This is a genomic window from Neorhizobium sp. NCHU2750 (genome assembly GCF_003597675.1).
Taxonomy (GTDB): Bacteria; Pseudomonadota; Alphaproteobacteria; order Rhizobiales; family Rhizobiaceae; genus Neorhizobium.
On the sequence record NZ_CP030832.1, the window covers coordinates 127464 to 149309 of the forward strand.

Below are 21846 nucleotides of genomic sequence, written 5' to 3' on the forward strand. Positions count from 1 at the left end.
ATGAAATTCGAAAAGCCAGCAACACGCAACCCGATCGACAACCTCACGGTGGTCGGCAAGCCGATCCACCGCATCGACGGCGAACTGAAGACGACCGGCCACGCAAAATATGCCTATGAATGGCATGATCCCGACTTTCGATACGCCTATGGCTACCCAGTCGGCTCGACTATCGCCAAGGGGCGCATCAAGACCATGGACACCTCCGCTGCGGAGAAAGCAGAGGGTGTCATCGCCGTCGTTACGACGCTCGACGTCGGCGAACGCGATCTCGGCGCCAAGAACACGGCGAACCTGTTCGGCGGCGAAAAGGTGCAGCACTACCACCAGGCGATTGCTGTCGTGGTCGCCGAGACGTTCGAAGCCGCGCGCGGGGCAGCCAGCCTCATCAAAGTCGACTATGAGGTCGAGAAGGGCGTCTTCGACCTTTCAGCCGCAAGGTCCGATGCGAAGAAGCCGAAGGCCGAAGGCGGCACCGAACCGGATTCTGCTGTCGGAGATTTCGCCGGGGCTTTTGCCCAGGCCGCCGTCAGGCTCGATCAATCCTATACGACGCCGGATCAGGCGCATTCGATGATGGAGCCCTTCGCTTCGATCGCCGCTTGGAACGATGACGCGCTGACGGTCTGGACGTCGAGCCAGATGATCGACTGGTGGCGCACCGACCTTGCGACGACGCTCGGCATCGACAAGGAAAAAATCCATCTGATGTCGCCCTTCATCGGCGGCGGCTTCGGTGGCAAACTGTTTTTGCGCGCCGATGCAGTCTTGGCGGCCTACGGCGCAAAAGCCGCGAAGCTGCCGGTCAAGGTAGCACTCCCGCGACCGTTCTTGGTCAACAACAGCACCCATAGGCCGGCCACGATCCAGCGAATCCGCATCGGCGCCGGCCGTGACGGCAAAATCACCGCGATTGGCCACGAAAGCTGGTCAGGCGATCTCCCGAACGGGCAACCGGAAACGGCCGTTATGCAGACCCGACTTCTCTATGCCGGTGAGAACCGGATGACGGCGATGCGGCTTGCGACGCTCGATCTCCCGGAAGGCAATTCGATGCGCGCGCCGGGCGAGGCGCCCGGTCTGATGGCGCTCGAGATCGCCATAGACGAGATGGCGGAAAAGCTCGGACTGGACCCGATCGAGTTTCGCAGGATCAACGACACGCAGGTCGATCCTGAAAAGCCCGAGCGTCCATTCTCGCATCGCAATCTTATCGGATGCATGAAACTCGGCGCGGAAAAATTCGGCTGGAAGGATCGCGGGAAGCCGGCAACCAGGCGCGAGGGGAGCCTGATGATCGGGATCGGCATGGCAGCCGCCTTCCGCAACAATCTCGTCCTGCCTTCCGGCGCGCGGGTGAAGCTCGACGCCAAGGGCGACGTCACCGTCGAGACGGACATGACCGATATTGGCACCGGCAGCTATACGATCATCGCCCAGACAGCTGCGGAAATGATGGGAGTGCCGATGGAAAAGGTCGGTGTGCATCTTGGCGATTCCCGTTTCCCGATCTCCTCCGGTTCGGGGGGCCAGTTCGGTGCCAACTCCTCGACGTCCGGGGTTTATGCGGCCTGCGTCAAGCTGCGAGAGGCGGTGGCACAAAAGCTCGGCTTCAATTCCGAGAATGTTGTCTTTGAAGGCGGCCAGGTGCGTTCTGGTAACCGGTCCGTGCCGCTGTCCGAGGCGGCCGGTGAGGATGGGCTCGTCGGCGAAGACACGATGGAGTGGGGCGATCTCACCAAGACACACCAGCAATCGACCTTTGGCGCGCATTTCGTCGAGGTTGGCGTCGATGTCGCGACCGGGGAAATCCGGCTTCGGCGGATGCTGGCGGTTTGCGCCGCCGGCCGTATCCTCAACCCGATCACGGCTCGCAGCCAGGTGATCGGCGCAATGACGATGGGCGCCGGACTTGCGCTGTCGGAGGAACTTTCCGTCGATAAGCGGCGCGGCTTCTTCGTCAACCACGATCTCGCCGGCTACGAGGTGGCCGTCCATGCCGACATTCCGCATCAGGAAGTTATCTTCATGGACGAGACCGATCCGATGTCGTCGCCGATGAAGGCAAAGGGCATCGGCGAGCTTGGGCTATGCGGCGTCTCGGCGGCGATCGCTAACGCGGTGTACAACGCGACAGGCATTCGGGTGCGCGATTACCCGGTGACGCTCGACAAGCTCATCGGTGAATTGCCCGACGTCGCGTGAGGCGGTTCGACAATATGGGCTGGGACAAATAGCTGTCCCAGCGGTCGTATTTCATGGTCTCACTATGTCAAAGCCACTTAGGTGCCTGAGTCGAAGCGACTGCGCTCTCACTCACCAGGGACCTTTCAAATCCGATGAATTGATTCTGAGCGACAGAGCGTTGCCGTGCCTGTCTTCCCAGGAAGCAGCATTCTTGGAGTTTGCTTTCCCAACATGTTTCCGATCTGGTTTCATTGCCTCGCCATAGCCTTCGTCTCGCTTGGCTTTCTCTGCGCCGTCATCATCGTGATCGATGTCGTTCGACGACCTCAGCCAATGGGCATCATGAATATCGTCTGGCCAGTCACTGCGCTTTTCGGGACCGTGCCGCTGCTCGTGTTCTACTTACGCGCCGGCCGAAGCCCAGGGGCTGAAACCGCGGACGGTCATCACGAGCACCATCATCATATGAAAACCTCCACGCCGCGTGCCTTGGCGGTTGCCAAGGGCGCACTTCATTGCGGGAGCGGTTGCACGCTCGGCGACATTGCGGCCGAGTGGCTCGCCTTCATGGTGCCCTCTGTTGCAATAACATTCGGCTGGCAGTGGCTTTTTACGGAAAAGATGTTCGCGGTCTGGGTGCTGGATTTCCTGTTCGCCTTCATTCTCGGCATCGTGTTTCAGTATTTTGCCATCGCGCCGATGCGAAACCTGTCTGTCGGTGACGGGGTAATGACTGCGCTCAAGGCGGATGCGCTGTCGCTGATAGCATGGCAGATCGGGATGTATGGCGGGATGGCGTTGCTGCAGTTTGTTATCTTTCCCGCCCAGTTTGGGGTGCGGGCGCAAGTCGACAGCGCGGAATTCTGGTTCGCCATGCAGATCGCGATGATATGCGGCTTCGTTACCAGCTATCCGATCAACTGGTATCTGGTCTCATCCGGCATCAAGGAACCGATGTAGCGGCGGGCGCTAGAGACCTCGGCAATACGAAGCGCTCCATCCCTAGGCCTCGATCCGCACGGGGATGGCCTTGGAGGCCGGCGTCTTCGACAGCTCGTCGTGATGATCGATGGCGTTCAACACGTTGGCCTCTGGATAGTAGGCGCCAATCGTGCCCTTTGGCAGATTGTGAGGCGTGACAACAAGCCCACCCAGTTCGCGGCGCACACCATCGCCGAAGTCGCTCACCAGTTTGACGACCTGGCCCTTCTTCAATCCCGCCGCCTCGATATCGGAAGCGCTCATTAGCAGCACGTCGCGCGTTCCCTCGATGCCACGAAAACGATCTGAGTAGCCATAGATCGTCGTGTTGAACTGGTCGTTAGAGCGCATGGTGATCAATCGGAAGCGGCCATCGGCATCTTCGAAGTCGAGCGCGTTCAACTGCTTCGGCGTGGTGAAGACGGCCTTCTTTTCCGGGGTGTGCCAGATCCGCTCGTGGGCACCATTGCCGCGATAGAAGCCGCCGGGCTCGAACATGCGTGCATTGAAATCCTTGAAATCCTTGGGGTAGGTGAATTCGATCAGGTCCCGCACCAGGCTGTAGTCACCCGTCCACTCGTCCCATTTGAGTTTAGAACTTGCTTCGAGCGCCGCCTTGGCAATGCCGGCGACGATGGCGAGTTCGCTCTTCAGGTGCCTTGAGGCCGGCGGACGTTTGCCGATGGAGCCGGAGATGTGGGAAAAGCTGTCTTCCGTCGTCACCGACTGGTTCCCCGTCGCCTGTTCATCGATCTCCAGCCGCGAGAGGCATGGCAGGATGTAGGCGTCCTTGCCGGGAAAGAGATGGCTGCGGTTGAGCTTGGTCGAGACGATCACCGTCAGCTCCTGATCCGCCCAGGCGCGCTCCATCTCCTTCTGCTCGGGAACGGCGCGCACGAGATTGCCGCCGAGAGAGATGAAGGCCTTGATCTTGCCGGCCATCAGGCCCTTTACCGCGTCGACGATCGTGGTTCCGTCTTCGGTCGGCGGGTCGAAGTCGAAGAACTGCTTCAACTTGTCCATCGGGATGAGTTTGGCCTTTTCGGCAATTCCGACCGTCCTCTGCCCCTGCACGTTGGAGTGCCCGCGCACGGGACAGCAACCGGCACCCTCGCGACCGATATTACCGCATAGCATCAGCAGATTAACGACCATTCCGACGTTCAGCGCACCTTGCGAATGCTGGGTCAGGCCCATGCCGTAGACGCCGATGACACGCTCGGCGCCGATATAGATCTCGCCTGCCTTTCGCAGATCGGCTTCGGTCAATCCGCTCTCGCGTTCGATGTCGCTCCATGGTGTCTCACGGACCATGGCGATAAAGCTGTCGAAGCCAGTCGTGTGCTTATCGATGAAATCGACGTCGAGAACGCGTTGCGAGCCGCTTGCCACGGCCGCGTCGTCTGCCTCGATCACCACCTTGCAAAGCCCGAGGATCGCCGCAATGTCGCCGCCGGCGCGGACCTGGAGATATTGGTCGGAAATCGGCGTCTCGTGCCCGGTCAGCATGTCGAAGGGACTTTGCGGATTGACGAAGGATACCAGCCCCTGCTCGATCACCGGATTGAAGGTGACGATGCGTGCCCCGCGCTTTTTTGCCTCCTGCAATGGATGTAAAAATCGGGGGCTGTTGGAGCCAGGGTTCTGGCCGAAGAAGAAGAATGCGTCAGCCTTTTCGAGGTCGTCCCAAACCACGGTGCCGACCGGCGAGCCGATCACCTTGTTCAACCCGACCGACGTCGTCTCGTGGCACATGTTCGAGCTCTGCGGCAGGTTGTTGTTGCCGTAGACGCGTGCCAACAGGGCATAGAGATAGGATGCTTCCAGCCCGGCATGACCGGAAGAATAGAAGACGACGCTCTCTTTCGGCAGGCCTCTGAGAGTAGCGCCGATCTTGTCGAACGCCTCGTCCCACGTCACCTCGACATAGCGGTCCGTGCCAGCGTCGTAGCGCAGGGGATGCGTCAGGCGGCCGGTCTTTTCCAGATCATAGTCCTTCCAGCCGAGCAGTTCGCTCACAGTGTGGTCGTTCCAGAAATCCGGCGTGCAGCGCGCGCTGGTGAGATCAGACAGGGTCGCCTTGGCGCCGTTCTCGCAGAACTCGAAGGGGTGATAGTTCACCGGCTTCGGCCAGGCGCAGGAGACGCACATGAAGCCGCCCGGCTTGTTCTGGCGCGCGAGTTCCTCAATCACGGCGGCGGGCGGCTGGGTGCCGCCATAGATGCGCGCCACGGACTTTACCGAGCCCCAGCCGCCGGCAGGACCCTCGGACTCTGGATTTTTGATTGTGTCGGCCATGTCAGGCGCCTCTACCGCGAAATGTGAGAATTGTCACCGTGATCGGCGACGCTTTGCAGCTCGATCGTCTCTACTGCTGCGGCTCGTGGAACGGGCAGCCGTTGAATGTCGCACGGAACTGGGCCGAATGTTCGTAAGGCAGCTTGCGGGCGCGGTTGATGTTGCCGAGCGGCTGGTGGGCGGCGAGCCCAGTCCAGACGCTAAACCGCATCTCCTCGTCCACCTTGCGAACCTTGTCGTCGCTCCAGCTGTCCTGCGGCACGGCGGTCACCGTCGCGACAGTGACGAAGGGCGCATCCTCTTCCTTCCACTCTACCGTAGGGTCTTCGATCGGCTGTGCATCGGTGTCACGACAGAGCTGGACCTGAAACTCCCATTCGCCGCGTGTTTCCTGCATCTCCGCCCGAACGGTTTCGCGGATCGCATCTTCCCGCACGCTGGCGTCGATCAAGGTGCCGGTCCGCTGCGTCAGATCGGCGGAGACTGGCTTCAGGCGAAACTTGGCGACATAATCGCCGTAGCGGAAGGGCGTGACGCTGAAATAGGTCTCTCCGAGGGGATCCAGATTGGGTGCGCCGCCGAGAGACTGGATGGTCGGGCTGGCGACACCGACGGCTGCAAGTCCCTGATTGACTGTTTGCAGCACGCTCGACAGGACGGTCTTGGTGCCTTCCATCCGGTCCGTCGTCCTGGCGAGGAGCTTTAGGCTGGAGAGAAATTTCTCGGCATCCGGTGCTTGAAACACAGGACCGTTGACCATGACGAAATCCTGGCTGTCACCATCCGCACCGGGAAGGCGGGGGCCGACGGCTCCAACCACCTTTATCGCCAGACCGCGCGGCAACGAGATGGCATCCGGAAGGATATCGCCGGCATTGGTGGAGAGCCGCAGATAGACCTTGTGCTCCCCGGCGCCCGCGAACAGGCCTTGGGCGAATTCCGGTGGCAGTCCATCGTTGACGATCATCGTGCCCTCGATAATGCCATGCGACTTGGCATGGACGGAGCGGACGGCATAGCCGTAGTCCTTCGCTGTCCTATCGAGAATGACGTCGAACTGATCGATCAACCCGGCGATAACCTTTGGCTCGTCGGGTTTGATGGTCTCAAGGTCGGGGGAAAATCGGACGGGTGCAACAGTCATGCGGAACTCCGTGAAAGAGAAGAGAACGCTGCACGTAGACCGACGGTTCCTGCGATGTTCCTTAATTCAAATACGGAACAATCACGTCGGCGACATGCTCTTCTCCATTACACAGAGCCCGACCCAAGCCAGAAACCTTGGACCAGTCTCAATGGGCATGCAACGCGAAATAGCCTTTGTGCGCACTTGATCGAAAATCATTCGCCCCTTGTCGCTGTCGAGCGCCAAACGGGATTTCCGCTAAATCAGACTATGCTTGGAGAAAGGCCGCGAGACCTGCCGTATTGACAACAAAGATGAACTCTTCCCATGCCTCATGAGGAGATGCGAAGGGTTCGTTCCAGTCAGTGAGCTGTTCCTCCAGGCTAGTCACTTCCATTCGCCAATGATCTCCGCCTGATGGAGGGAAGATTTCGACAACAACAGTGATGCCGCCTTCGGTGTAACGACCGGAGAGGTCTGAGCGTTCGGATTGCGGTGAATGGTGATCCATCTGCGTCACCAAGAAGATTTGCTCTGGACCGATATTATGCAGCCGCCACTCGGTTGCACGCCGGGTCAATCGAATGTCAGCCGGCTTATTTGAGCGGATCATGCCCCCAATTCATCAACGAGTAGCGCCATGGCGACGTCTTCCGATCTTTCTCGGGCCCTCCCTGAGCAAGATGCCGATGCACATAACCGACGACCTTCCTCATGTGAGCAAAATCATCGTCAGTTAGATCTGTTTTCTTCTTGTGCTTGATCTCGACGATCCTACGTCCAGAGTGATGGCCCACTGTCTCGCCGACACCATCGCTGGACCACCCGACTGCCTTGCTCTCATCGGTCTTCAACCATTTTTCCAGTTCAGCCGGCGCCATGTTTACCGCGTCACGGAAATCGTCCCAGATTTGGTCTCTGTCGAGTGCTTTATCGGTCATACTGCACCTGCCTCGGCGGCATCGACAATGGACAGTTGCAATCGCCCGTTTTCCTCACCGTCCCAGTATTCGATTGTTTGAGCCGACACCTTGATCAGAACGATGCCGGGTGTGTCGTTCCCCTCTGGGAACCACCGGTCGAGATCCTTTGTCCAATGCGCCTCGAACTGCGCTTTGTCATGGATCAGCTCCGCTTCCCCATCTACGGCAATGAAAATGCCCGGCTTGCCAAGCATGCTCGGTGGAGCGGTGAAGGTCAGGGTGACCCCGGTGTTACGATTGATATCTGCGACCTTCTTTGTGTCGGCGTAGGAGAAGAACCACGAGTCGCCGTCATACTCCACGTCCCCGTTGTTGCTCATCGGTCTGCTAACGATGCTTTCTGGACCATTTGTGTTGAACATGCAAAAATCGATCTTGCTCAGCTTTTTCGAAAGCTCTTCCATCGTCATCGAAGCCATTGGACCCTCCTGGAACTGGTCTGGCGTAAACCTTCTGTAAGCGCGTTCGTTCCTCGCAGGCGACAATGGTCCTTGGCCGAAAGGCCAGGCGACAATCCTTACCCATCCGTCACGGTATCGGACTTGGCCCACGGCTCAAAACCGCCTCCATCGGGCGGATGGACGTCGGCCCGGCGATATGTTCGTTTTCCTTCGCGCTCTTCGGAAACAACAGCGGCGCATGGAAGTTATCTCTCCGCAACAAAGGGAGGCAGTGATGAATAAGAAAGAACAGCAGCAACGAGAGCGGGCCTACAAAATCTGGGAGGACGAAGGTCGCCCGGAGGGAGCGCACGGGGACCATTGGAGACGTGCGCATGAACAGCACGAGCTAGCTGCAGGCATCCGATGACGTGACAAAGGTCAATCAGGGAGCCGATGACAAGTTCGCGAAGGAAGACACGGACCTCGTGGACACGGCGGACATCAGGCCTCCATCTACGATCAGCCCGGTTTAAGGAGACCACTATGAGCGATAACCCGAAAAAGGGCGATAAGGTCTCGTGGGAGACAAGCCAGGGAAAGACGACGGGCAAGGTCGTCAAGAGACAAACCTCGGAGACGCATATCAAAGGCCACAAGGTCAAGGCATCCAAGGATGATCCACAAATCATCGTCGAAAGCGAGAAATCCGGAAAGCGGGCGGCCCATAAGCCTGGATCGCTCAAGAAAGCTTAGTTGGTCAAGGGAATGCCTCGGGGCAGACCATGGTTTTAGACCTCCGGAAGTTCCTTCAAAATAAGCAGCCGTCCACCCGGAACGACAGTTGCGATCTTGTCCTGCTCAAGAGCATTGAGGACGGCAGTCACCTCGTCGTTAGAGAAGCCGGCAGCTTCCAAGGGTGAATGGATGTCGAGAAGGTTGATCGACATGTCCGGAGATGCCTTCAGGACGCGAAGTCGCGCAACAAGTGCGTTTTCGGTATCTGCAAATCTATCCATTTATCTTCCAATGTCTCGCAGTTCATCTCGCATACGTGTCTTCATGGCATGTCAGGACGCGACGTACCAATAGAGGGGGTGCATTGCCCTGACACTGCCGGATAGTCGGTTCACGAGGGCTATGATCTCCCGCGCGATAATAGCACCTGCGCCAGTGACACCGGGCGCCGCCCCTGCGCATCGACGCCAACGTCGAATTGCCTGGGGATCGGCTTCAGTCTCCCGTGGGAGTGGCCGTGGAGATTTATCGATCCTTTCCCCATCTGGTTCCAGGTCCGGAAGGCGTAGTGACATAGGATGAGGTGGTGTCCGGCCTCACGGAGTTCTGCGTAATGCTGGACGCTTGCCCAGCCATTTGAGCCGGTCGTCTCCTCCGGATCGTTATTGCCAATGATCAGGTGTTTACGCCCATTCAGTTTGGCGAGGAGGTCAGCGCTGGGTCCGGCCTTGACCGACATGAATCTCCAAGATGCCAGACGTCGTCATCCCCTCCTACGATATTGTTCCAGCTGGAGATGAGCGCTGAGTCGTGCTCGGCCATGTCGGAGAATGGACGTCGGTCGATGCGCAGGACGCGCGGATCGCCGAAATGCGTGTCGCCCGTGAAGTATATCATAAAGGTCTACCCAAAGGCTCGAGGCGCTGCGTAACCGCAGGCGCTTGCCGCAGCCGTCAAGACCGTACCCCATAGAAGATCGACAAGGGTTAGAGCGATCGGCCACCCTTTGAGCGTCGACAGGTTCGTCATGTCATAGGTGCCGTAGGCGGCCAGACCTAAAAGTGCGCCATAGCCGACTGCCATCCAGATCGAGCCGGATTCCAAGGCAGGTCTGACAGCGAGCACGACAATCGCCGCGGCAAAGAAGAGATAAAAGACGGCGGCGACTGCAAAATTCGGAGATGGAAGCATCATGTCGCCGAGCTGATTTCGGTAGAAATTTTTGGCGACAAGCCCGAGCCAGATGGCATCGACCAGCAAGAATGAGATGAGCGTGCCGGCGTAGGCGATACCGAAAATCTTCATGGAGCGGCGTCCTTTGCTGGATCTCTGTAGGGCAGGAACATCGCAGTGTTCGAACTTGTTCCGATCGAGGGCATGAACCGCCCCGGCTTTTCCGGAGACCGTTTGGCTTAAGTTATGCGGCCATGGCTGGTGCGTCCAGCATGGCGTAGTATCGCTCTTCGGCCTCGGCTGGCGGTATGTTGCCGATGGGCTCCAGAAGGCGGCGGTTGTTGAACCAATCGACCCATTCGAGCGTGGCGAACTCCACGGCTTCGAAGTTGCGCCATGGTCCTCGCCGATGGATGACCTCGGCCTTGTAAAGACCGTTGATCGTTTCGGCGAGAGCATTGTCGTAACTATCACCAACGCTTCCGACCGACGGCTCGATGCCTGCCTCCGCCAGCCGTTCGGAATAACGAATGGACACATATTGCGAGCCGCGGTCGGAATGATGAACCAGCCCGCCACGTTTGACGGGCCGCCGATCATGAAGCGCCTGGTCGAGGGCATCGAGCACAAAGCCCGCATGGGCCGTTCGGCTTGCCCGCCAACCGACGATACGGCGGGCGAAGGCATCAATGACGAACGCCACGTAAACGAAGCCCTGCCAGGTCGCGACATAGGTGAAATCGGATAACCACAGCATGTTCGGCGCGGGAGCGAAGAACTGTCGGTTCACCCGGTCTAGCGGACACGGGGCAGACTTGTCCGACATGGTTGTTTTGACTGGCTTGCCGCGAATGACGCCTTGAAGCCCCATCATTCTCATAAGCCGAGCGACGGTGCAGCGGGCAATATCGTAACCCTCTCGCTGCAACTGCCGCCAGACTTTGCGCACGCCATAGACCTGGAAGTTCTCGTTGAACACCCGGCGTATCTCGACTTTCATGGCAATATCATTCCGTTCGCGGGCTGACAGGCGGTCCACGTCCGTGCGTTTGGCAACGACCTCATAGTAGGTGGACGGGGCAATCGGCAGCAGCCTGCAAATCGGCTCGACCCCGAGCACCGAGCGGTGTGCATCGATGAAGGAAATCATCGCTTCAGTGGGCGGTCGAGCTCCGCCTGGGCAAAATACGCCGAGGCTTTGCGTAAAATCTCATTCGCCTGACGAAGCTCCCGGTTCTCCCGCTCCAAAGCCTTCATCTTCTCCGCCACGTCACTCGGCAAACCTGCACGCTTGCCGCTGTCGACCTCGGCCTTCTTCACCCATTCATTGAGCGTATGCGCCGAGCAGCCGATCTTGGCCGCTATGGAAGATACAGCCGCCCACCGGGAAGGATGTTCGGCTTCATGATCGGCCACCATTCGAACGGCCCGGGCGCGGACTTCAGGAGAAAATTTGTTCGTCGTCTTGCTTGTCATAGACCCTACTTCTCACGAGTTGGGGTCTCCGGCAAAGCCGGGGCGGTTCAATGTTCAACAGAGCGAATGTCTTGAAGGGTATGGTAGCGGGGTTCAGCCTGTATGCCGTTGTGTGGTTGAGTGCCGTGGCGCTGTCGATGACGACTGCGACGGAAACTGCATTCTTTCCCGCATTGAATGGCTTATTCGCAGCGTTGATAGCCTGGGCATTTCTGCGAAGATCAGTCAGTCGGGTGACATGGGTAGGCGCGATTGTAGCGTCCGGGGGTGTCTTTTTTGTCATGTGGGGCGTCGAAGGGCGGCTATGGGGCAATTCGGTCGCACTTGCCAGTGCAGTGGCTTACACTGTCTACATCTACGTTGCCGCGTGGGCTACCAAGGATGAGACGTGTGATCTCTGGCTGATTTTTGGTGTTGAGCTTCTTACAATGATTGCCTTGGGAACGATCTTTTCCGCACAAGACCTTCCCAGCCTGTCGAGGCAAAGTGAAACCATATATTGGACTGCACTCTACGTCGGCATCGTAACTACAGTCGTGCCAACCGCTATTTCTATCTTTTTCCAAAGATATGTCAGTCCCGTGACGACCGGTTTTTTGTATTCAATCGAACCAGTGTGGAGCGCCGTTTTCGCCGGCGTATGGCTGGGGGAAAGTCTGCATTTAAGCAGCTATGTTGGGGGAGCCTGTATTGTTGCAGGAGCGGCGATATATACGATAGACCAAGCCCGAAGACATGGATCACGTTCTGACCCACATCCCGCAATTTCGCGAAAATCCTGATTTTGCGATGCTGCAAAAGCCAGGTGCTCAAATAGAGCAAAAGTCGGGAGTTTCGGCATTTCGGGGATACAACGCTAAGGGCGCTCGGCTCTGGGTGACCGAATGCTGATTGCCAACTGCGCTAGACCCGCGATAACCGCAACAGCCAGCATGACTGATCCGAGGGCAGTCGCCGTGCTCCCATCGTAGAGGTAGCTGACCAGCGCGCTGGCGATTGCAGCCACGACCATCTGCAGGAAACGAAATGCAGCCGACGTCACGCCGGTCAATCTGCCATAGACTGAAGCGCTTCGTGAATGGTGCTTGGCGCCATCAGACCACCTCCGAAAATCGACAGGGCTGCGCAGGCAGGAAACGAGAACTGATTGAGAAGGCCGGCCAGTGACAGAAGAAGAATTCCCAAACCACCTGGAGTGCTCCCCGTTTAACCGGACAGGTCGGCTAAAGCGTGTCGCGCCAAACCAGATTCGAGATTCCGGTTTGGACTGATTTGTGATTCACTTGGCCCATGGAGGGGGAAGCGCCATGGGCAAGCCGCATCCGATCGAGTTGCGTGAGCGTGTCGTTGCGTTTGTAAAAGAGGGTAATACCAAACGGGAGGCCGCGCGGCATTTCCGCGTTTCCCCTCGTTTTGTCAACAATATGATGATCCTGCACCGTTCGTCTGATTCGCTTGCCGCCGCCAGGCAGGGCCATCCGCTTGGCAGCAAACTTTCGGCCCACGAAAACTGGATCAGCGAGCGTGTGGCTCTCCAAGGCGAAGTGACCCTGGACGAGCTGTGTGTCTTACTTGCCGAGTGCGGCTTTGACGTTCACCGCGCCACGGTCGGGCGGTTTTTGCACCGGCTCGGGCTGAGCAATAAAAAAAAGCCTCAAGGCAAGCGAGCAGCGCAGACCGGAGATCGCCAAGGCGCGTGATCTTTGGATCAACCGCCGAAAGCGGTTCTTCAACAAGGCATTGTCACGTCTCATCTTTATCGATGAGACTTCCACGAACACACGCCTGACAAAACGCACCGGATGGTCCCGAAAGGGCAGCCGCTTTGCCGCCTATGCTCCCTTCGGCCATTGGAAAACCCAGACCTTCATTGCCGGCCTGCGATGCCATGGCCTGATCGCGCCATGGATCGTCGATGCGCCGATGAACAGCCGCATCTTCGAAACATGGATCGAAACGCAGCTCGCCCCAACACTGTCGTCAGGTGACGTTGTCATCCTCGACAATGTTGGCTTCCACAAAAGCGAGCACGCCGAGCAACTGGTCAAGGTGGAGGGCGCGTGGCTTCTCTTCCTGCCGCCCTATTCGCCAGACCTGAACCCCATCGAAATGGCGTTCTCAAAACTCAAGGCACTCCTACGAAAGCGAGCTGCACGAAGCTTCGATGCAATCGCGAATGCTCTCGGCGACATCATCAGCCTCTTCTCCGTCACCGAATGCCTAAACTTCTTCAAAGCAGCAGGATATGAGGCTGAATAAATGAGACACGCTTTAACCGCAAGTGCTACCGACTTGCGCACGGTATCGCGAGGATACTCGACCTCGGCCGGCTACCGCAGGAAACCATCCCCGTCGAACTCTTTCCAGCCAAGAAGCTTTTCGGTGCCCTCGTCGATGGTGCGATCATCCTTCTTGCCACCCTTCGTGTTCTTCGTGAGCGAGCGCTGCAGCTTCCTCTGATACGCGGCCTTCTGCCGCTTCTCCACCTTCGCCTCGGCATCGTCAACCCTCCACTCATCGACGGCACCGCGGTCGAGCAGGTCTTCCACCACCTTGGGATCGAAGACGTGGAAGGTGATCTGTCGCGCTCGTCCATTCAGCCTTACCGTCCTCGTCCCCGCGCTTGGAAGACGGCCATCTGCGAGCCAGCGATGGCGCTCACTCGTTTTGATGGCGAGGATGTCCTGGATCTCGCGTGGGATCACCGGCAAGGTCTCAGCTTCCATCATCACTCCAGAAACGATGCCTGCCGCGGCATTGAACGCGGTTTTCTCGCTGGCCGTCATCTCAAGGGTAAGCTCGTTGCCGTCAAGGCTGATCGACTTCTTGGAAAACGTTGGAAGCCGCGCCTGAATCTCCTGCAGGATGCCCTTCGCGCGAACGGAAGACCCCAGGGTCATCGCCGTCGACAAGGTCCACGTCCTGATCAGTTCGATGTCGCTCTTCTCGGTTTTCGGCATGCCATTTACATGGTGCGTGATGCCGATTGGTTCAACGGGAAAATCAGCCGGCCGTAATCGCCGGCTGGCGGTCGACCTTGGAACCAAACCTGTCCGAACGTGTTTCCCCCTCGCATTCCAAAGAGGATGCTGGAATTGGAGGAACACCATGAAAAAACTAGCTTTTGTCACCGCAGCCGCTCTCCTTTCGGCATCCGCCGCATTCGCGCAGAGCGAGACCCCGAAGACGTCCCAGACCACGCCGGCTGTCTCTACCTCCGGTGAACAGAATCCCGGCGCGCCGGTCGCTGGCAAGAACAGCTTCACCGAAGCTCAGGCCAAGTCGCGCATCGAAGACGCCGGATACACGGACGTGTCGGGCCTGAAACTTGACGACCAGGGCGTCTGGCGCGCGACCGGGACCAAGGATGGCAAGGCCGGAAACGTCTCTCTGGATTTCCAGGGCAACGTGACGATGGCCAAGTAATCCAAATCAACGAAAAGAAGAGGAAACAACCATGCAGACCGTGACAGGACTTTACGACTCCTACGAAGACGCCCGCTCGACCGTCAAGGCATTGGAAGATGCCGGCGTCCCATCCGATGATATAAGCATCGTCTACTACAAGGATGGCAAGGAAGAGGTCGAAGGCCAGGGCAACAACGCAGCCGAAGGTGCTGGCACGGGTGCCGGCATCGGTGCCGTAGCCGGCGGCGCGGGCGGTCTTCTGACTGGTCTCGGCATGATGGCGATCCCAGGCGTCGGCCCGGTCGTCGCGGCCGGATGGCTTGCCGCGACCGCGGCAGGTGCAGTCGCGGGTGCCGTCGTCGGTGGCGCAGCAGGGGGCATCGTCGGTGCGATGATCGAGTCCGGCGTGCCGGAGAGGGACGCCCATGTCTACGCCGAGGGCATCCGCCGCGGCGGTGCTGTCGTTGCCGCGAAGGTCGAGAGCGACAAAGTTGCGACCGCGGAAACCATTCTCAACCGCTCGCGCCGGGTCGATCTGAACACCCGTCGTGATGCCTATGTTGCCGAAGGATGGACACGCTTTGACGACGCGGCCGATCCGTACACCGCCGATCAGATCGCTGCCGACCGTGGCCGTTATCGGACCGATCCGCGCATCTGATGCCCTTGAATCAAGAATGAACTGAACGGCGCCGCTCCGCTCTGGAGCGGCGCTTTCATTTTGGGCCGGGACGAAATCACGACCGTGCCCGTGCAGTGGAGTGGGCCTATGGCTCGCTGAGGCTCATGGGCCTTTCGCCACCTGCAGGAAGACAAAACATCCCTCTGACAAAGTTCAGGAATGCACCGTAAGGGCGCCCAAGCACCAGCATCATTACGGTCGCTCCCAATATACCGTACAGAAGGCCGATGCCGCTTGCACCGTTCACCGCAATGATGGCGGCGTAGATCGGCACCTGGAAGGTCACGAGTGCAATGCTGTCCCAGAGAATGCGCGAAAACCGGCCGTCCGAGGCCCGACGCATCACCCAGTCTCGCCAGATGCCGTAGGGGCGTGCAACCGGCACCATGAGAACCGCACCCAAGAGCCGGGCATGGAGAACCTGATCCCACTGCATCCCGGCCACGAACCGTTCGTTCAGCGCGCCTGTTGTCGTGAAGAAGAGCAGCAGCGCGAGAGTGTCGGCAAGAAACTCAAGCCGCCGGTCGGCAACAGGCGATCCGCTGCTCATATCGCACTCGCACCATTCGGGGTTCGATTTGCGGGCGGCTCGCGGTTCAGAATACGAAGAGTGCGGATCTGGCCGGCCAAGGCAAGCAGCGCCTTGGAAACGGTCTCGTCGGACATCTCGATGATGTTGCGGGCGATGTCGTCGACGACGCGTTCCAAAGCCTCGTCGAACGGAGCGAGCTTGCCCGTCTCCAATAGGAGACCGCGCATTGCCCCGGATACCGTGACCCCGCGTTCGAGAAGACGTTGCCGCTCCTGCGTCGACACCTGCGGCAGTCGGTTTGCCGCGCGGACAAAATCAGCAACCAGGTCGGTCGTCACCGTCATAGCGGATTGACCTCTGGCGCGGGTTTCCCGGCGAACCTCGATGAGTTCACATCCCTCGACACCCGATGGAATTCGAGCCGGCCATCTAGGTTCTCGTTCTCCAAGAGTTCCTTTGCTCGAGCGCCAGAGTTCTTTGGATCAAGCCACTCCTTGAAAACCGTTGGATCGAGGATGGCAGGTTGTCGATCATGCAGCTTCGACATTGGCTCTGCGGTCGGCATGGTAACGATCGTGCAGCTCGTGACATCGAGCTTCGAATTGTGCGCCCATAGCCCTGCGAAGGCGAACGGTGCCTGTCCGGGTTGGTAGATCAGCCACGGAGCCTTCTTGCCGTCGTCGTCGCTGACCGTCCATTCGTAGAAACCGTCCGCCGGTATCAGGCACCTCTTCGACTTAAACGCATCCCGGAAGGCAGGGGAGGTGCCGATTGTCTCGATCCTGGCGTTGAACATCGCGGCCTTCGGCATCTCCTTTGCCCAATGTGGGACGAGCCACCAGCGTGCGGTCTCCGCCGCCTGCTGGCCGTTGGCGTCGTTGTGAACGATGAGAACTTCCTGTGTCGGCGAAATGTTGTACCGGGCCTGTGTATTGCGACCACGCTCCTCGTCCCAGGGCAAATCGAACATGGTTTTGAAGGCCGGCCATTCATGTTGGAGCACGAACCTTCCGCACATGTGCTTACTTCCTTTCGAGGGAGGCGAGATCAATCGCGACCTGCCGATTGGCGATCATCCCTAGCATAATGTTGTCGGCCAGCTCGACCAGCGCGGCGGCGACTTCCTCGGCCTGCCATCCAGCTTTGATCGCTGCTAGGGCGACGTCGGATACACTGTCGGCAAGCGCCTCCTGGCAGCGCAGGAACCGGTCGGGGTCGAAAGTGTGAGGTGGTGGTTGGATCGGCTTCATTTCAATGAGAATGGGTTCGTGCCGGCCGCCGTCAAGGCGCCGCGATCAACGAAATGAAAGAAGAGGCCGATCCTTGCGAGCGCGGGGGCACGATGAGCGCTCTCAGAAACTCGTGCCACACGCCTCTCAAGGTCTAATGAGCTTGATCAAGAACGTGAATTCCGACAGGCTGTGATGCTGGTCCGATCCAACTACCGCGACCGACCAGAACTGCCTGTCCTGACCGAAGACGTCGGAAATCTGCACGACCTCGGCATTGTCTTCCGATGAGCGTCGCGCCCAGTAGTATGACCCCGCTCGCAGGTCCTCATGGTCGATCGCAATCTGGTCTATCACGGTTACCTGTTCTGTCGGATGCCCACACGCATATGACCTCATTGGTGCTGACGCACGTAATTGAGAGATGAACCCTAGAACTTGTAGCCGACTTGCAGTCCGGCGCGTGTCATACCGTTATTCGGTCCGTCGCAAAGATTGGCGTGAGACGAATGCGAAATCTGGGCGATGACATTCCAGTGCTTGTCGAAGCGGTATCCAACGCCGGCATACTCGTGAAAGAGAAGATGACAGCCTAGGTCCGGGCCATCGTCGTTGCCGCGCAGCGTTCCGTCGTGCCAGACCCCGCCGAAGCCGGCCTCGGCGAACAGCCGCTCGTTGAAGTTTACTTGCCAGGAGAGGCCACCAAAGACCTGCGTAGCCCCGGCGGAGGTCCCAATCGATGTACCGACGTTAACGCGAGGCCGGGCGAGCTCCTGCTTCCAGGTGGTCGCCTGGTCGAACCCGAACGGATCAAAGAATACCGTGACCTCGGGGAAAATTCCATCTTCATGAGAATGGCCGCTTTGGACTGACGCCGATGCGCCGAACCGCAGCTCGTCGAATAACGTTCCATTGGCGAATGCTGCTTCGGTAGAAACCGCTATCGCGGCGACCATTACGACCGCGCGAAACCTGTTCATGCTCTTCCTCTCGAAAAAACTGAACGAAACGTAAATGGAGATGGTTACGATAGAATTAACGGAGGTCGCCGTCTCCAGCAGCCTCCGAAGCAGGAGCTGTCAAAACGGCCCATTTGAACCGCTCACGGTGGCGTTCGCCAGTTCTTCCAGGCTGTACCTTTTTGCGATGCGCTCTTTGAGTTGGCTGTCAATGGGAGTGCTTGTGCCGTTTGACGGCTTTTCGATGTTGATCTGACCCATACTGAACTCCGAGATGCGGCGAGAAATCTGCGCGACGAGGCCGGGTTCCAAATACGGGTCATTCCGAGGAGGAATTCGAAGCGGCAAGCCTCATCTTTCGGAGCCGGTCGCTTTTCTGCTCGCGAAGGCGCCGCTCTTCTTCCGCGGCCTCGACGGCCACCTTGTTCGTGTGTTCGAAAGCTGCCGCGCGTTCCTGCACGGTCAGGGTTCTTCTAATCCTGCTCACCATGACCATCATCCTTGAGAGTTTCCTCATATGTGGGGAGATTGCGAAGCAGCTTCAACAGATTGAGAGGCAACATCCAGTGGTGTACGCGCCGTCGACGATCCTTGCTGTCCGACCACAGAACCCAAGCAGTAAGTGAACCGTCGATCCGATCCTGTTAACTAATGGCATCCGTCTCCTTACAAGCGGCGAGTAGCTTCATCAGGCCCTGATAGGAATTCAGTTTCCCACTCCTCCTCAAGAAAGGAATTCCATTAACATCTCCGCCGGGTGCCCCAGAGTTCATGCCGGAGATACTGCAGAGAGGCCTTCGACTAGGGTCTGCGCACGCTATAAGCAGATCAGCGGACCTTCGGCGACGGTGGCTCGAGGCTGCCTCTCTTTGAGATTGATCACCAGGTTGCTTTCCGGCGGGTTATGACAGCGAAATGGTCGTTCGGGCTGTATATCGCTATTCGGTAGCCCTTGTAATCATGCACGATGCTGGGCATGTCCGACTTCCTTCGCGACGGGCGACAATCCGCGACGCCCAGATCGAGCTCGAGCTACACCGAATCCTGCGAGCTGCGGAAGAGGCGACGACCGCACCATCGCCTCGTTCACCCACACCTTTTCGCCGACATCTTCGCCACGGCGGATCGCTGCCGCCGCCAGGTCACGATAGTACCCGACGTAGCGCACAAGCCTGCGAAGGGACTTCTCGGGCGGTGGCGCGGTTGCTCTCATCGCCTCGCAGGTGACTATCACCTGGTAGACGGTCGACCCGTCCGTGATGGCGAATTGGCCGTTTTCGAAGTAGATGAAGGGTTCCGGCTGGCAGATTTCGAACTCTCTCGGGTCGTCCATCAGCTCGCCTTCTTCTTTCTCTGGTCCTGTTCGAGGCTCTTCCTAAGCACGTCCATGATGTTCACGACGTTGGACGGAGCGGCCTCGCCTTTCTTCGCCTTCGTCTTCCTTGCAGGCTTCAGCGACCCCTTCTTCTCGTCGATGAGCGCCAGCAGCGCATCCTGAATCGGATCGCTGACCATCGTCGGCGACCAGGTCTTCGTCTTCTGCTTGATGAGCTTCCGCAATAAGGGCAGGGCTTCGTCGTCCGCTTCGTCGTCGATGTCCTCGAAGTACTCTGCCTCGGGCCGAACCTCGTCGCCGAACCGCAGGGTCCAGAGCACGATCCCGTTGTCCCGTGGCTCGAGGACCACGGCGCGTTCGCGACGGCCGACGACCAGCTTGGAGATGCCGACGACATCAGACGCCTTCATCGCCTCCCGGATGACGCTGAACGCCTCGTCACCGACTTTGTCGCCGGGCGCCAGGTAGTGCGGCTTCTCAAGGTAGATCCATGGGATGCTGTCGGCCGGCACGAAGCGGGAGATGTCGATCGTCTTGACGGTGTCGAGCGCGACGGCGTCGATCTCGTCCTCGCTCAGGACCACGTATTCGTTCTCGCCGCGTGCGTATCCTTTGCCCTGCTTGTCGTCACGGACCGGCTTCCCCGTGACGGAGTCCACGTATTGGGACATGACCCGGTTGCCGGTCTTCTCGTTGATGGTGTGGAACCTGACCTTCTCGGATTCCGAAGTGGCCGGCATCATCTCGACGGGACAAGTGACGAGCGACAATTTGAGGTAGCCTTTCCAATATGGACGGATTGCCATCGTCGTTCTCCTCACCCGGCCTTGCGCTGCGGGGCGGCCTTTGAACTGGCGGACTTCTGGCCCGCCCCGCGCGCGGCGCGCTGCCGACCCACACCTTTGTTGGCATTGGCAGCAGTGCGGTTTGGTTTGTCGTCCGACTTCGTCGAGAGGCCGGCACTCTCTCGAAGGGCGGCAAGCAGATCGTTCGGCCGCGATACCTCGACCTTCTTCCGCTTTGGCAGGGACTTGCCATCGACCTTCGCTTTGACCAGCGCGGCCAGCGCCTGTTCGTAGCGGTCGTCGAAGGTTGCCGGATCGAACTCTCCGATCTTGGTGGAGATGATGTGCTTGGCGAGATCGAGCATCTCGTGTTCGATCTTGATCTTCGGCAGGCTCTCGAAGGCCTTCTTCGATGACCGAACCTCATAGTCGTATTGTAGCGTCGTGGCGATCAGCCCCTTGCCATGCGGCCGTATGAGCACGGTACGCATTCGCCGGAACAGGACCGTCCGTGCGATGGCAGCAACCTTGTCGCCCTTCATGCCGTCACGCAGCAGGGCGAACGCATCGCTGGAGGTCTTGTCCGGAGTGAGGTAGTAGGGTTTGTCAAAGTAGACGTCGTCGACGGTGCCGCACGGTATAAAGGCTTCGATCTCGAGCGTCTTGTTACTCTCGGGGACGGTCGCCGCGATCTCCTCAGGATCGATCAAGAGATAGCTGCCGTTCTCCAGCTCGAAGCCCTTCACCTGATCTTCCTTCGGCACCGGAGCCTCAGTCTCGGAATCTACGAAGACCCGGTTCACGCGGTTGCCGGTCGCGGTGTTGATGGTGTTGAAGGCGATCCGGTCCGACGTCGATGCCGCGGTATAAAGCGCGACGCCGCAGCTCACTTCGCCGACCTTCAGGAACCCTTTCCACTGCGCTCGATGCCCTGCCATACGCTTTACTCCGAATCACCTGGATGGCGACTCAAAGGTGCGACGAGCTGATTCGTTCCGAGTCGAAACGAATCAAATTTCAATAGCTTAGGAATCGGCGTTCAGAGTTTGATTCAAAGTCACACATGTCGCCCTCCGCCATCGGACGACCATTCAGCTTCTCCATCGTTCTGATCTGACATGACGACATTCTTCGTCGCTGCATCTGCAAATCAGGAAGGATCCGCCCTTCTCAACTGGGGACCGGACGTCCCGTGACGCAGCCGTCCAATCTGTCTGACGAAGGTAATGTCTTGCGATCAGCAATGGCACTGTTAAGCGTCGACCTGACGGCTGGCTGTCAAGCCGAAATCATCCCGCCCGACCGCGAAAGCGCCGTTATGGATTCTAAAACATGCCTCTGCCGCGAGCAGCTTCGGCCAATGTCTTGCATGGGCGAGGACGGAGGCGGTTTTTGCGAGAAGTGCCTCTCCCTGCAACATAGTCGTCCGAGCGAGAGCATCAGCCGTCGAGGCTGCCGAAGCCGTTTTCCGCTACTGGCAAGCCGGTCAAATCTTGCCTGGAAAAAAGACGCCGGGAAGCGATGAGTACACTCAGTAGGGAGACCCAGCTGCGTGAACCACAAAAGCACCAAC

The 21846-nt window shown here is 58.7% G+C and carries 29 protein-coding genes, 1 pseudogene and 1 other annotated feature; of the genes and pseudogenes, 9 read left to right on the forward strand and 21 right to left on the reverse strand.

The window, feature by feature from the left end; all coding sequences use genetic code 11:
• Positions 1–2205 (forward strand): aldehyde oxidoreductase molybdenum-binding subunit PaoC, encoded by a 2205-nt coding sequence (paoC, locus tag NCHU2750_RS29770; RefSeq protein WP_119945217.1) that lies wholly within the window; start codon positions 1–3, stop codon positions 2203–2205.
• 213 nt (positions 2206–2418) lie between these two features.
• Positions 2419–3147: a DUF4396 domain-containing protein gene (locus NCHU2750_RS29775; RefSeq protein ID WP_119945218.1), complete on the forward strand. Its 729-nt coding sequence runs from the start codon at positions 2419–2421 to the stop codon at positions 3145–3147.
• Positions 3148–3189: 42 nt separating this feature from the next.
• Here the strand turns inward: NCHU2750_RS29775 and NCHU2750_RS29780 are convergent, their stop codons facing one another.
• From NCHU2750_RS29780 to NCHU2750_RS29795, 5 genes are all read right to left on the reverse strand, one after another.
• Complete coding sequence (locus NCHU2750_RS29780; RefSeq protein ID WP_119945219.1) at positions 3190–5466, reverse strand: FdhF/YdeP family oxidoreductase; 2277 nt, start codon at positions 5464–5466, stop codon at positions 3190–3192.
• A gap of 70 nt (positions 5467–5536) precedes the next feature.
• A complete protein-coding gene (locus tag NCHU2750_RS29785) occupies positions 5537–6610 on the reverse strand; it encodes a catalase family protein (RefSeq protein WP_119945220.1) in 1074 nt (357 codons plus the stop codon).
• Positions 6611–6860: 250 nt separating this feature from the next.
• Positions 6861–7205: a hypothetical protein gene (locus NCHU2750_RS30775; RefSeq protein ID WP_162939862.1), complete on the reverse strand. Its 345-nt coding sequence runs from the start codon at positions 7203–7205 to the stop codon at positions 6861–6863.
• On the reverse strand, positions 7189–7533 hold the full coding sequence (locus NCHU2750_RS29790) for a DUF3140 domain-containing protein (protein ID WP_119945221.1): 345 nt from the start codon (positions 7531–7533) through the stop codon (positions 7189–7191). Before NCHU2750_RS29790 ends, NCHU2750_RS30775 begins: the two co-directional genes overlap by 17 nt.
• Entirely contained in the window at positions 7530–7994 is a 465-nt protein-coding gene (locus NCHU2750_RS29795) for a pyridoxamine 5'-phosphate oxidase family protein (RefSeq protein ID WP_119945222.1), read from the reverse strand. The genes NCHU2750_RS29790 and NCHU2750_RS29795 overlap by 4 nt, the downstream gene beginning before the upstream one ends.
• A 256-nt stretch (positions 7995–8250) precedes the next feature.
• Here NCHU2750_RS29795 and NCHU2750_RS31085 point away from each other — a divergent pair, with 256 nt between their 5' ends.
• The gene (locus NCHU2750_RS31085; RefSeq protein ID WP_245480561.1) at positions 8251–8385 is read left to right on the forward strand and encodes a DUF2934 domain-containing protein; all 135 of its coding nucleotides are present in this window, start codon (positions 8251–8253) and stop codon (positions 8383–8385) included.
• A gap of 116 nt (positions 8386–8501) precedes the next feature.
• The gene (locus NCHU2750_RS29805; RefSeq protein ID WP_119945224.1) at positions 8502–8711 is read left to right on the forward strand and encodes a hypervirulence associated TUDOR domain-containing protein; all 210 of its coding nucleotides are present in this window, start codon (positions 8502–8504) and stop codon (positions 8709–8711) included.
• Positions 8712–8746: 35 nt separating this feature from the next.
• Here NCHU2750_RS29805 and NCHU2750_RS29810 read toward each other — a convergent pair whose 3' ends face one another.
• The 4 genes and pseudogenes from NCHU2750_RS29810 to NCHU2750_RS29825 all read right to left on the reverse strand — a co-directional run bounded on the left by NCHU2750_RS29810 (position 8747) and on the right by NCHU2750_RS29825 (position 11342).
• Positions 8747–8974 carry a hypothetical protein gene (locus NCHU2750_RS29810; protein WP_119945225.1) on the reverse strand — a complete coding sequence of 76 codons (228 nt, stop codon included), beginning with the start codon at positions 8972–8974 and terminating at the stop codon, positions 8747–8749.
• 119 nt (positions 8975–9093) lie between these two features.
• Positions 9094–9590: pseudogene (locus NCHU2750_RS31090) on the reverse strand (hydrolase).
• A gap of 6 nt (positions 9591–9596) precedes the next feature.
• On the reverse strand, positions 9597–9998 hold the full coding sequence (locus NCHU2750_RS29820; RefSeq protein ID WP_119945226.1) for a DUF2177 family protein: 402 nt from the start codon (positions 9996–9998) through the stop codon (positions 9597–9599).
• A 112-nt stretch (positions 9999–10110) separates the two neighbouring features.
• A protein-coding gene (locus NCHU2750_RS29825) for an IS3 family transposase (RefSeq protein WP_119939629.1) occupies positions 10111–11342 on the reverse strand; the annotation gives its coding sequence in 2 pieces (ribosomal slippage) (positions 10111–11051 and positions 11051–11342; 1233 coding nt in all).
• Positions 10942–11058, reverse strand: a sequence feature (AL1L pseudoknot). (Overlaps the previous gene by 117 nt.)
• A gap of 50 nt (positions 11343–11392) precedes the next feature.
• Here NCHU2750_RS29825 and NCHU2750_RS29830 point away from each other — a divergent pair.
• The 3 genes from NCHU2750_RS29830 (at position 11393) to NCHU2750_RS31100 (ending at position 13601) form a co-directional block, all read left to right on the forward strand.
• Positions 11393–12124: a DMT family transporter gene (locus NCHU2750_RS29830; RefSeq protein WP_119945227.1), complete on the forward strand. Its 732-nt coding sequence runs from the start codon at positions 11393–11395 to the stop codon at positions 12122–12124.
• A 525-nt stretch (positions 12125–12649) separates the two neighbouring features.
• Positions 12650–13042, forward strand: a complete 393-nt coding sequence (locus tag NCHU2750_RS31095) for a helix-turn-helix domain-containing protein (RefSeq protein ID WP_245480562.1) — start codon at positions 12650–12652, stop codon at positions 13040–13042.
• 40 nt (positions 13043–13082) lie between these two features.
• Positions 13083–13601, forward strand: coding sequence for an IS630 family transposase (locus NCHU2750_RS31100; RefSeq protein WP_245480563.1), 519 nt, complete (start codon positions 13083–13085; stop codon positions 13599–13601).
• A gap of 71 nt (positions 13602–13672) precedes the next feature.
• Here the strand turns inward: NCHU2750_RS31100 and NCHU2750_RS29845 are convergent, their stop codons facing one another.
• A complete protein-coding gene (locus tag NCHU2750_RS29845) occupies positions 13673–14302 on the reverse strand; it encodes a hypothetical protein (protein ID WP_119945229.1) in 630 nt (209 codons plus the stop codon).
• A 148-nt stretch (positions 14303–14450) separates the two neighbouring features.
• Between NCHU2750_RS29845 and NCHU2750_RS29850 the strand changes: the two genes are divergently transcribed.
• Positions 14451–14768, forward strand: a complete 318-nt coding sequence (locus tag NCHU2750_RS29850) for a hypothetical protein (RefSeq protein WP_052820846.1) — start codon at positions 14451–14453, stop codon at positions 14766–14768.
• A gap of 31 nt (positions 14769–14799) precedes the next feature.
• Entirely contained in the window at positions 14800–15411 is a 612-nt protein-coding gene (locus tag NCHU2750_RS29855; protein ID WP_119945230.1) for a general stress protein, read from the forward strand.
• 106 nt (positions 15412–15517) lie between these two features.
• On the opposite strand, the gene alaE is transcribed toward NCHU2750_RS29855, so the two are convergent.
• From alaE to ku (NCHU2750_RS29910), 11 genes are all read right to left on the reverse strand, one after another.
• Positions 15518–15982, reverse strand: coding sequence for an L-alanine exporter AlaE (gene alaE / locus NCHU2750_RS29860; RefSeq protein WP_119945231.1), 465 nt, complete (start codon positions 15980–15982; stop codon positions 15518–15520).
• Entirely contained in the window at positions 15979–16308 is a 330-nt protein-coding gene (locus NCHU2750_RS29865; protein WP_119945232.1) for a hypothetical protein, read from the reverse strand. The genes alaE and NCHU2750_RS29865 overlap by 4 nt, the downstream gene beginning before the upstream one ends.
• On the reverse strand, positions 16305–16982 hold the full coding sequence (locus NCHU2750_RS29870) for an SOS response-associated peptidase (protein ID WP_119945233.1): 678 nt from the start codon (positions 16980–16982) through the stop codon (positions 16305–16307). The genes NCHU2750_RS29865 and NCHU2750_RS29870 overlap by 4 nt, the downstream gene beginning before the upstream one ends.
• Before the next feature lie 4 nt (positions 16983–16986).
• Complete coding sequence (locus NCHU2750_RS29875) at positions 16987–17214, reverse strand: hypothetical protein (RefSeq protein WP_119945234.1); 228 nt, start codon at positions 17212–17214, stop codon at positions 16987–16989.
• 126 nt (positions 17215–17340) lie between these two features.
• Positions 17341–17550, reverse strand: coding sequence for a hypothetical protein (locus tag NCHU2750_RS29880; protein ID WP_245480564.1), 210 nt, complete (start codon positions 17548–17550; stop codon positions 17341–17343).
• A gap of 74 nt (positions 17551–17624) precedes the next feature.
• A complete protein-coding gene (locus NCHU2750_RS29885) occupies positions 17625–18173 on the reverse strand; it encodes an acyloxyacyl hydrolase (RefSeq protein ID WP_119945235.1) in 549 nt (182 codons plus the stop codon).
• A 99-nt stretch (positions 18174–18272) separates the two neighbouring features.
• Complete coding sequence (locus tag NCHU2750_RS29890; protein ID WP_162939863.1) at positions 18273–18413, reverse strand: hypothetical protein; 141 nt, start codon at positions 18411–18413, stop codon at positions 18273–18275.
• Between the two features lie 58 nt (positions 18414–18471).
• On the reverse strand, positions 18472–18642 hold the full coding sequence (locus NCHU2750_RS29895; RefSeq protein ID WP_162939864.1) for a hypothetical protein: 171 nt from the start codon (positions 18640–18642) through the stop codon (positions 18472–18474).
• A 468-nt stretch (positions 18643–19110) separates the two neighbouring features.
• Positions 19111–19485 carry a hypothetical protein gene (locus tag NCHU2750_RS29900; RefSeq protein WP_119945238.1) on the reverse strand — a complete coding sequence of 125 codons (375 nt, stop codon included), beginning with the start codon at positions 19483–19485 and terminating at the stop codon, positions 19111–19113.
• Positions 19485–20294, reverse strand: coding sequence for a non-homologous end joining protein Ku (gene ku / locus NCHU2750_RS29905; RefSeq protein ID WP_119945239.1), 810 nt, complete (start codon positions 20292–20294; stop codon positions 19485–19487). Before ku (NCHU2750_RS29905) ends, NCHU2750_RS29900 begins: the two co-directional genes overlap by 1 nt.
• 11 nt (positions 20295–20305) lie before the next feature.
• Complete coding sequence (gene ku, locus NCHU2750_RS29910; RefSeq protein ID WP_119945240.1) at positions 20306–21211, reverse strand: non-homologous end joining protein Ku; 906 nt, start codon at positions 21209–21211, stop codon at positions 20306–20308.
• Positions 21212–21846: the final 635 nt, after the last annotated feature.

Coding starts and splice junctions, on each gene's coding strand:
- paoC (WP_119945217.1), top strand. CDS start 1: ATGAAATTCGAAAAGCCAGCAACACGCAACCCGATCGACAACCTCACG.
- NCHU2750_RS29775 (WP_119945218.1), top strand. CDS start 2,419: ATGTTTCCGATCTGGTTTCATTGCCTCGCCATAGCCTTCGTCTCGCTT.
- NCHU2750_RS29780 (WP_119945219.1), bottom strand. CDS start 5,466: ATGGCCGACACAATCAAAAATCCAGAGTCCGAGGGTCCTGCCGGCGGC.
- NCHU2750_RS29785 (WP_119945220.1), bottom strand. CDS start 6,610: ATGACTGTTGCACCCGTCCGATTTTCCCCCGACCTTGAGACCATCAAA.
- NCHU2750_RS30775 (WP_162939862.1), bottom strand. CDS start 7,205: ATGATCCGCTCAAATAAGCCGGCTGACATTCGATTGACCCGGCGTGCA.
- NCHU2750_RS29790 (WP_119945221.1), bottom strand. CDS start 7,533: ATGACCGATAAAGCACTCGACAGAGACCAAATCTGGGACGATTTCCGT.
- NCHU2750_RS29795 (WP_119945222.1), bottom strand. CDS start 7,994: ATGGCTTCGATGACGATGGAAGAGCTTTCGAAAAAGCTGAGCAAGATC.
- NCHU2750_RS31085 (WP_245480561.1), top strand. CDS start 8,251: ATGAATAAGAAAGAACAGCAGCAACGAGAGCGGGCCTACAAAATCTGG.
- NCHU2750_RS29805 (WP_119945224.1), top strand. CDS start 8,502: ATGAGCGATAACCCGAAAAAGGGCGATAAGGTCTCGTGGGAGACAAGC.
- NCHU2750_RS29810 (WP_119945225.1), bottom strand. CDS start 8,974: ATGGATAGATTTGCAGATACCGAAAACGCACTTGTTGCGCGACTTCGC.
- NCHU2750_RS29820 (WP_119945226.1), bottom strand. CDS start 9,998: ATGAAGATTTTCGGTATCGCCTACGCCGGCACGCTCATCTCATTCTTG.
- NCHU2750_RS29830 (WP_119945227.1), top strand. CDS start 11,393: ATGTTCAACAGAGCGAATGTCTTGAAGGGTATGGTAGCGGGGTTCAGC.
- NCHU2750_RS31095 (WP_245480562.1), top strand. CDS start 12,650: ATGGGCAAGCCGCATCCGATCGAGTTGCGTGAGCGTGTCGTTGCGTTT.
- NCHU2750_RS29845 (WP_119945229.1), bottom strand. CDS start 14,302: ATGCCGAAAACCGAGAAGAGCGACATCGAACTGATCAGGACGTGGACC.
- NCHU2750_RS29850 (WP_052820846.1), top strand. CDS start 14,451: ATGAAAAAACTAGCTTTTGTCACCGCAGCCGCTCTCCTTTCGGCATCC.
- NCHU2750_RS29855 (WP_119945230.1), top strand. CDS start 14,800: ATGCAGACCGTGACAGGACTTTACGACTCCTACGAAGACGCCCGCTCG.
- alaE (WP_119945231.1), bottom strand. CDS start 15,982: ATGAGCAGCGGATCGCCTGTTGCCGACCGGCGGCTTGAGTTTCTTGCC.
- NCHU2750_RS29865 (WP_119945232.1), bottom strand. CDS start 16,308: ATGACGGTGACGACCGACCTGGTTGCTGATTTTGTCCGCGCGGCAAAC.
- NCHU2750_RS29870 (WP_119945233.1), bottom strand. CDS start 16,982: ATGTGCGGAAGGTTCGTGCTCCAACATGAATGGCCGGCCTTCAAAACC.
- NCHU2750_RS29875 (WP_119945234.1), bottom strand. CDS start 17,214: ATGAAGCCGATCCAACCACCACCTCACACTTTCGACCCCGACCGGTTC.
- NCHU2750_RS29885 (WP_119945235.1), bottom strand. CDS start 18,173: ATGAACAGGTTTCGCGCGGTCGTAATGGTCGCCGCGATAGCGGTTTCT.
- NCHU2750_RS29890 (WP_162939863.1), bottom strand. CDS start 18,413: ATGGGTCAGATCAACATCGAAAAGCCGTCAAACGGCACAAGCACTCCC.
- NCHU2750_RS29895 (WP_162939864.1), bottom strand. CDS start 18,642: ATGGTGAGCAGGATTAGAAGAACCCTGACCGTGCAGGAACGCGCGGCA.
- NCHU2750_RS29900 (WP_119945238.1), bottom strand. CDS start 19,485: ATGGACGACCCGAGAGAGTTCGAAATCTGCCAGCCGGAACCCTTCATC.
- ku (WP_119945239.1), bottom strand. CDS start 20,294: ATGGCAATCCGTCCATATTGGAAAGGCTACCTCAAATTGTCGCTCGTC.
- ku (WP_119945240.1), bottom strand. CDS start 21,211: ATGGCAGGGCATCGAGCGCAGTGGAAAGGGTTCCTGAAGGTCGGCGAA.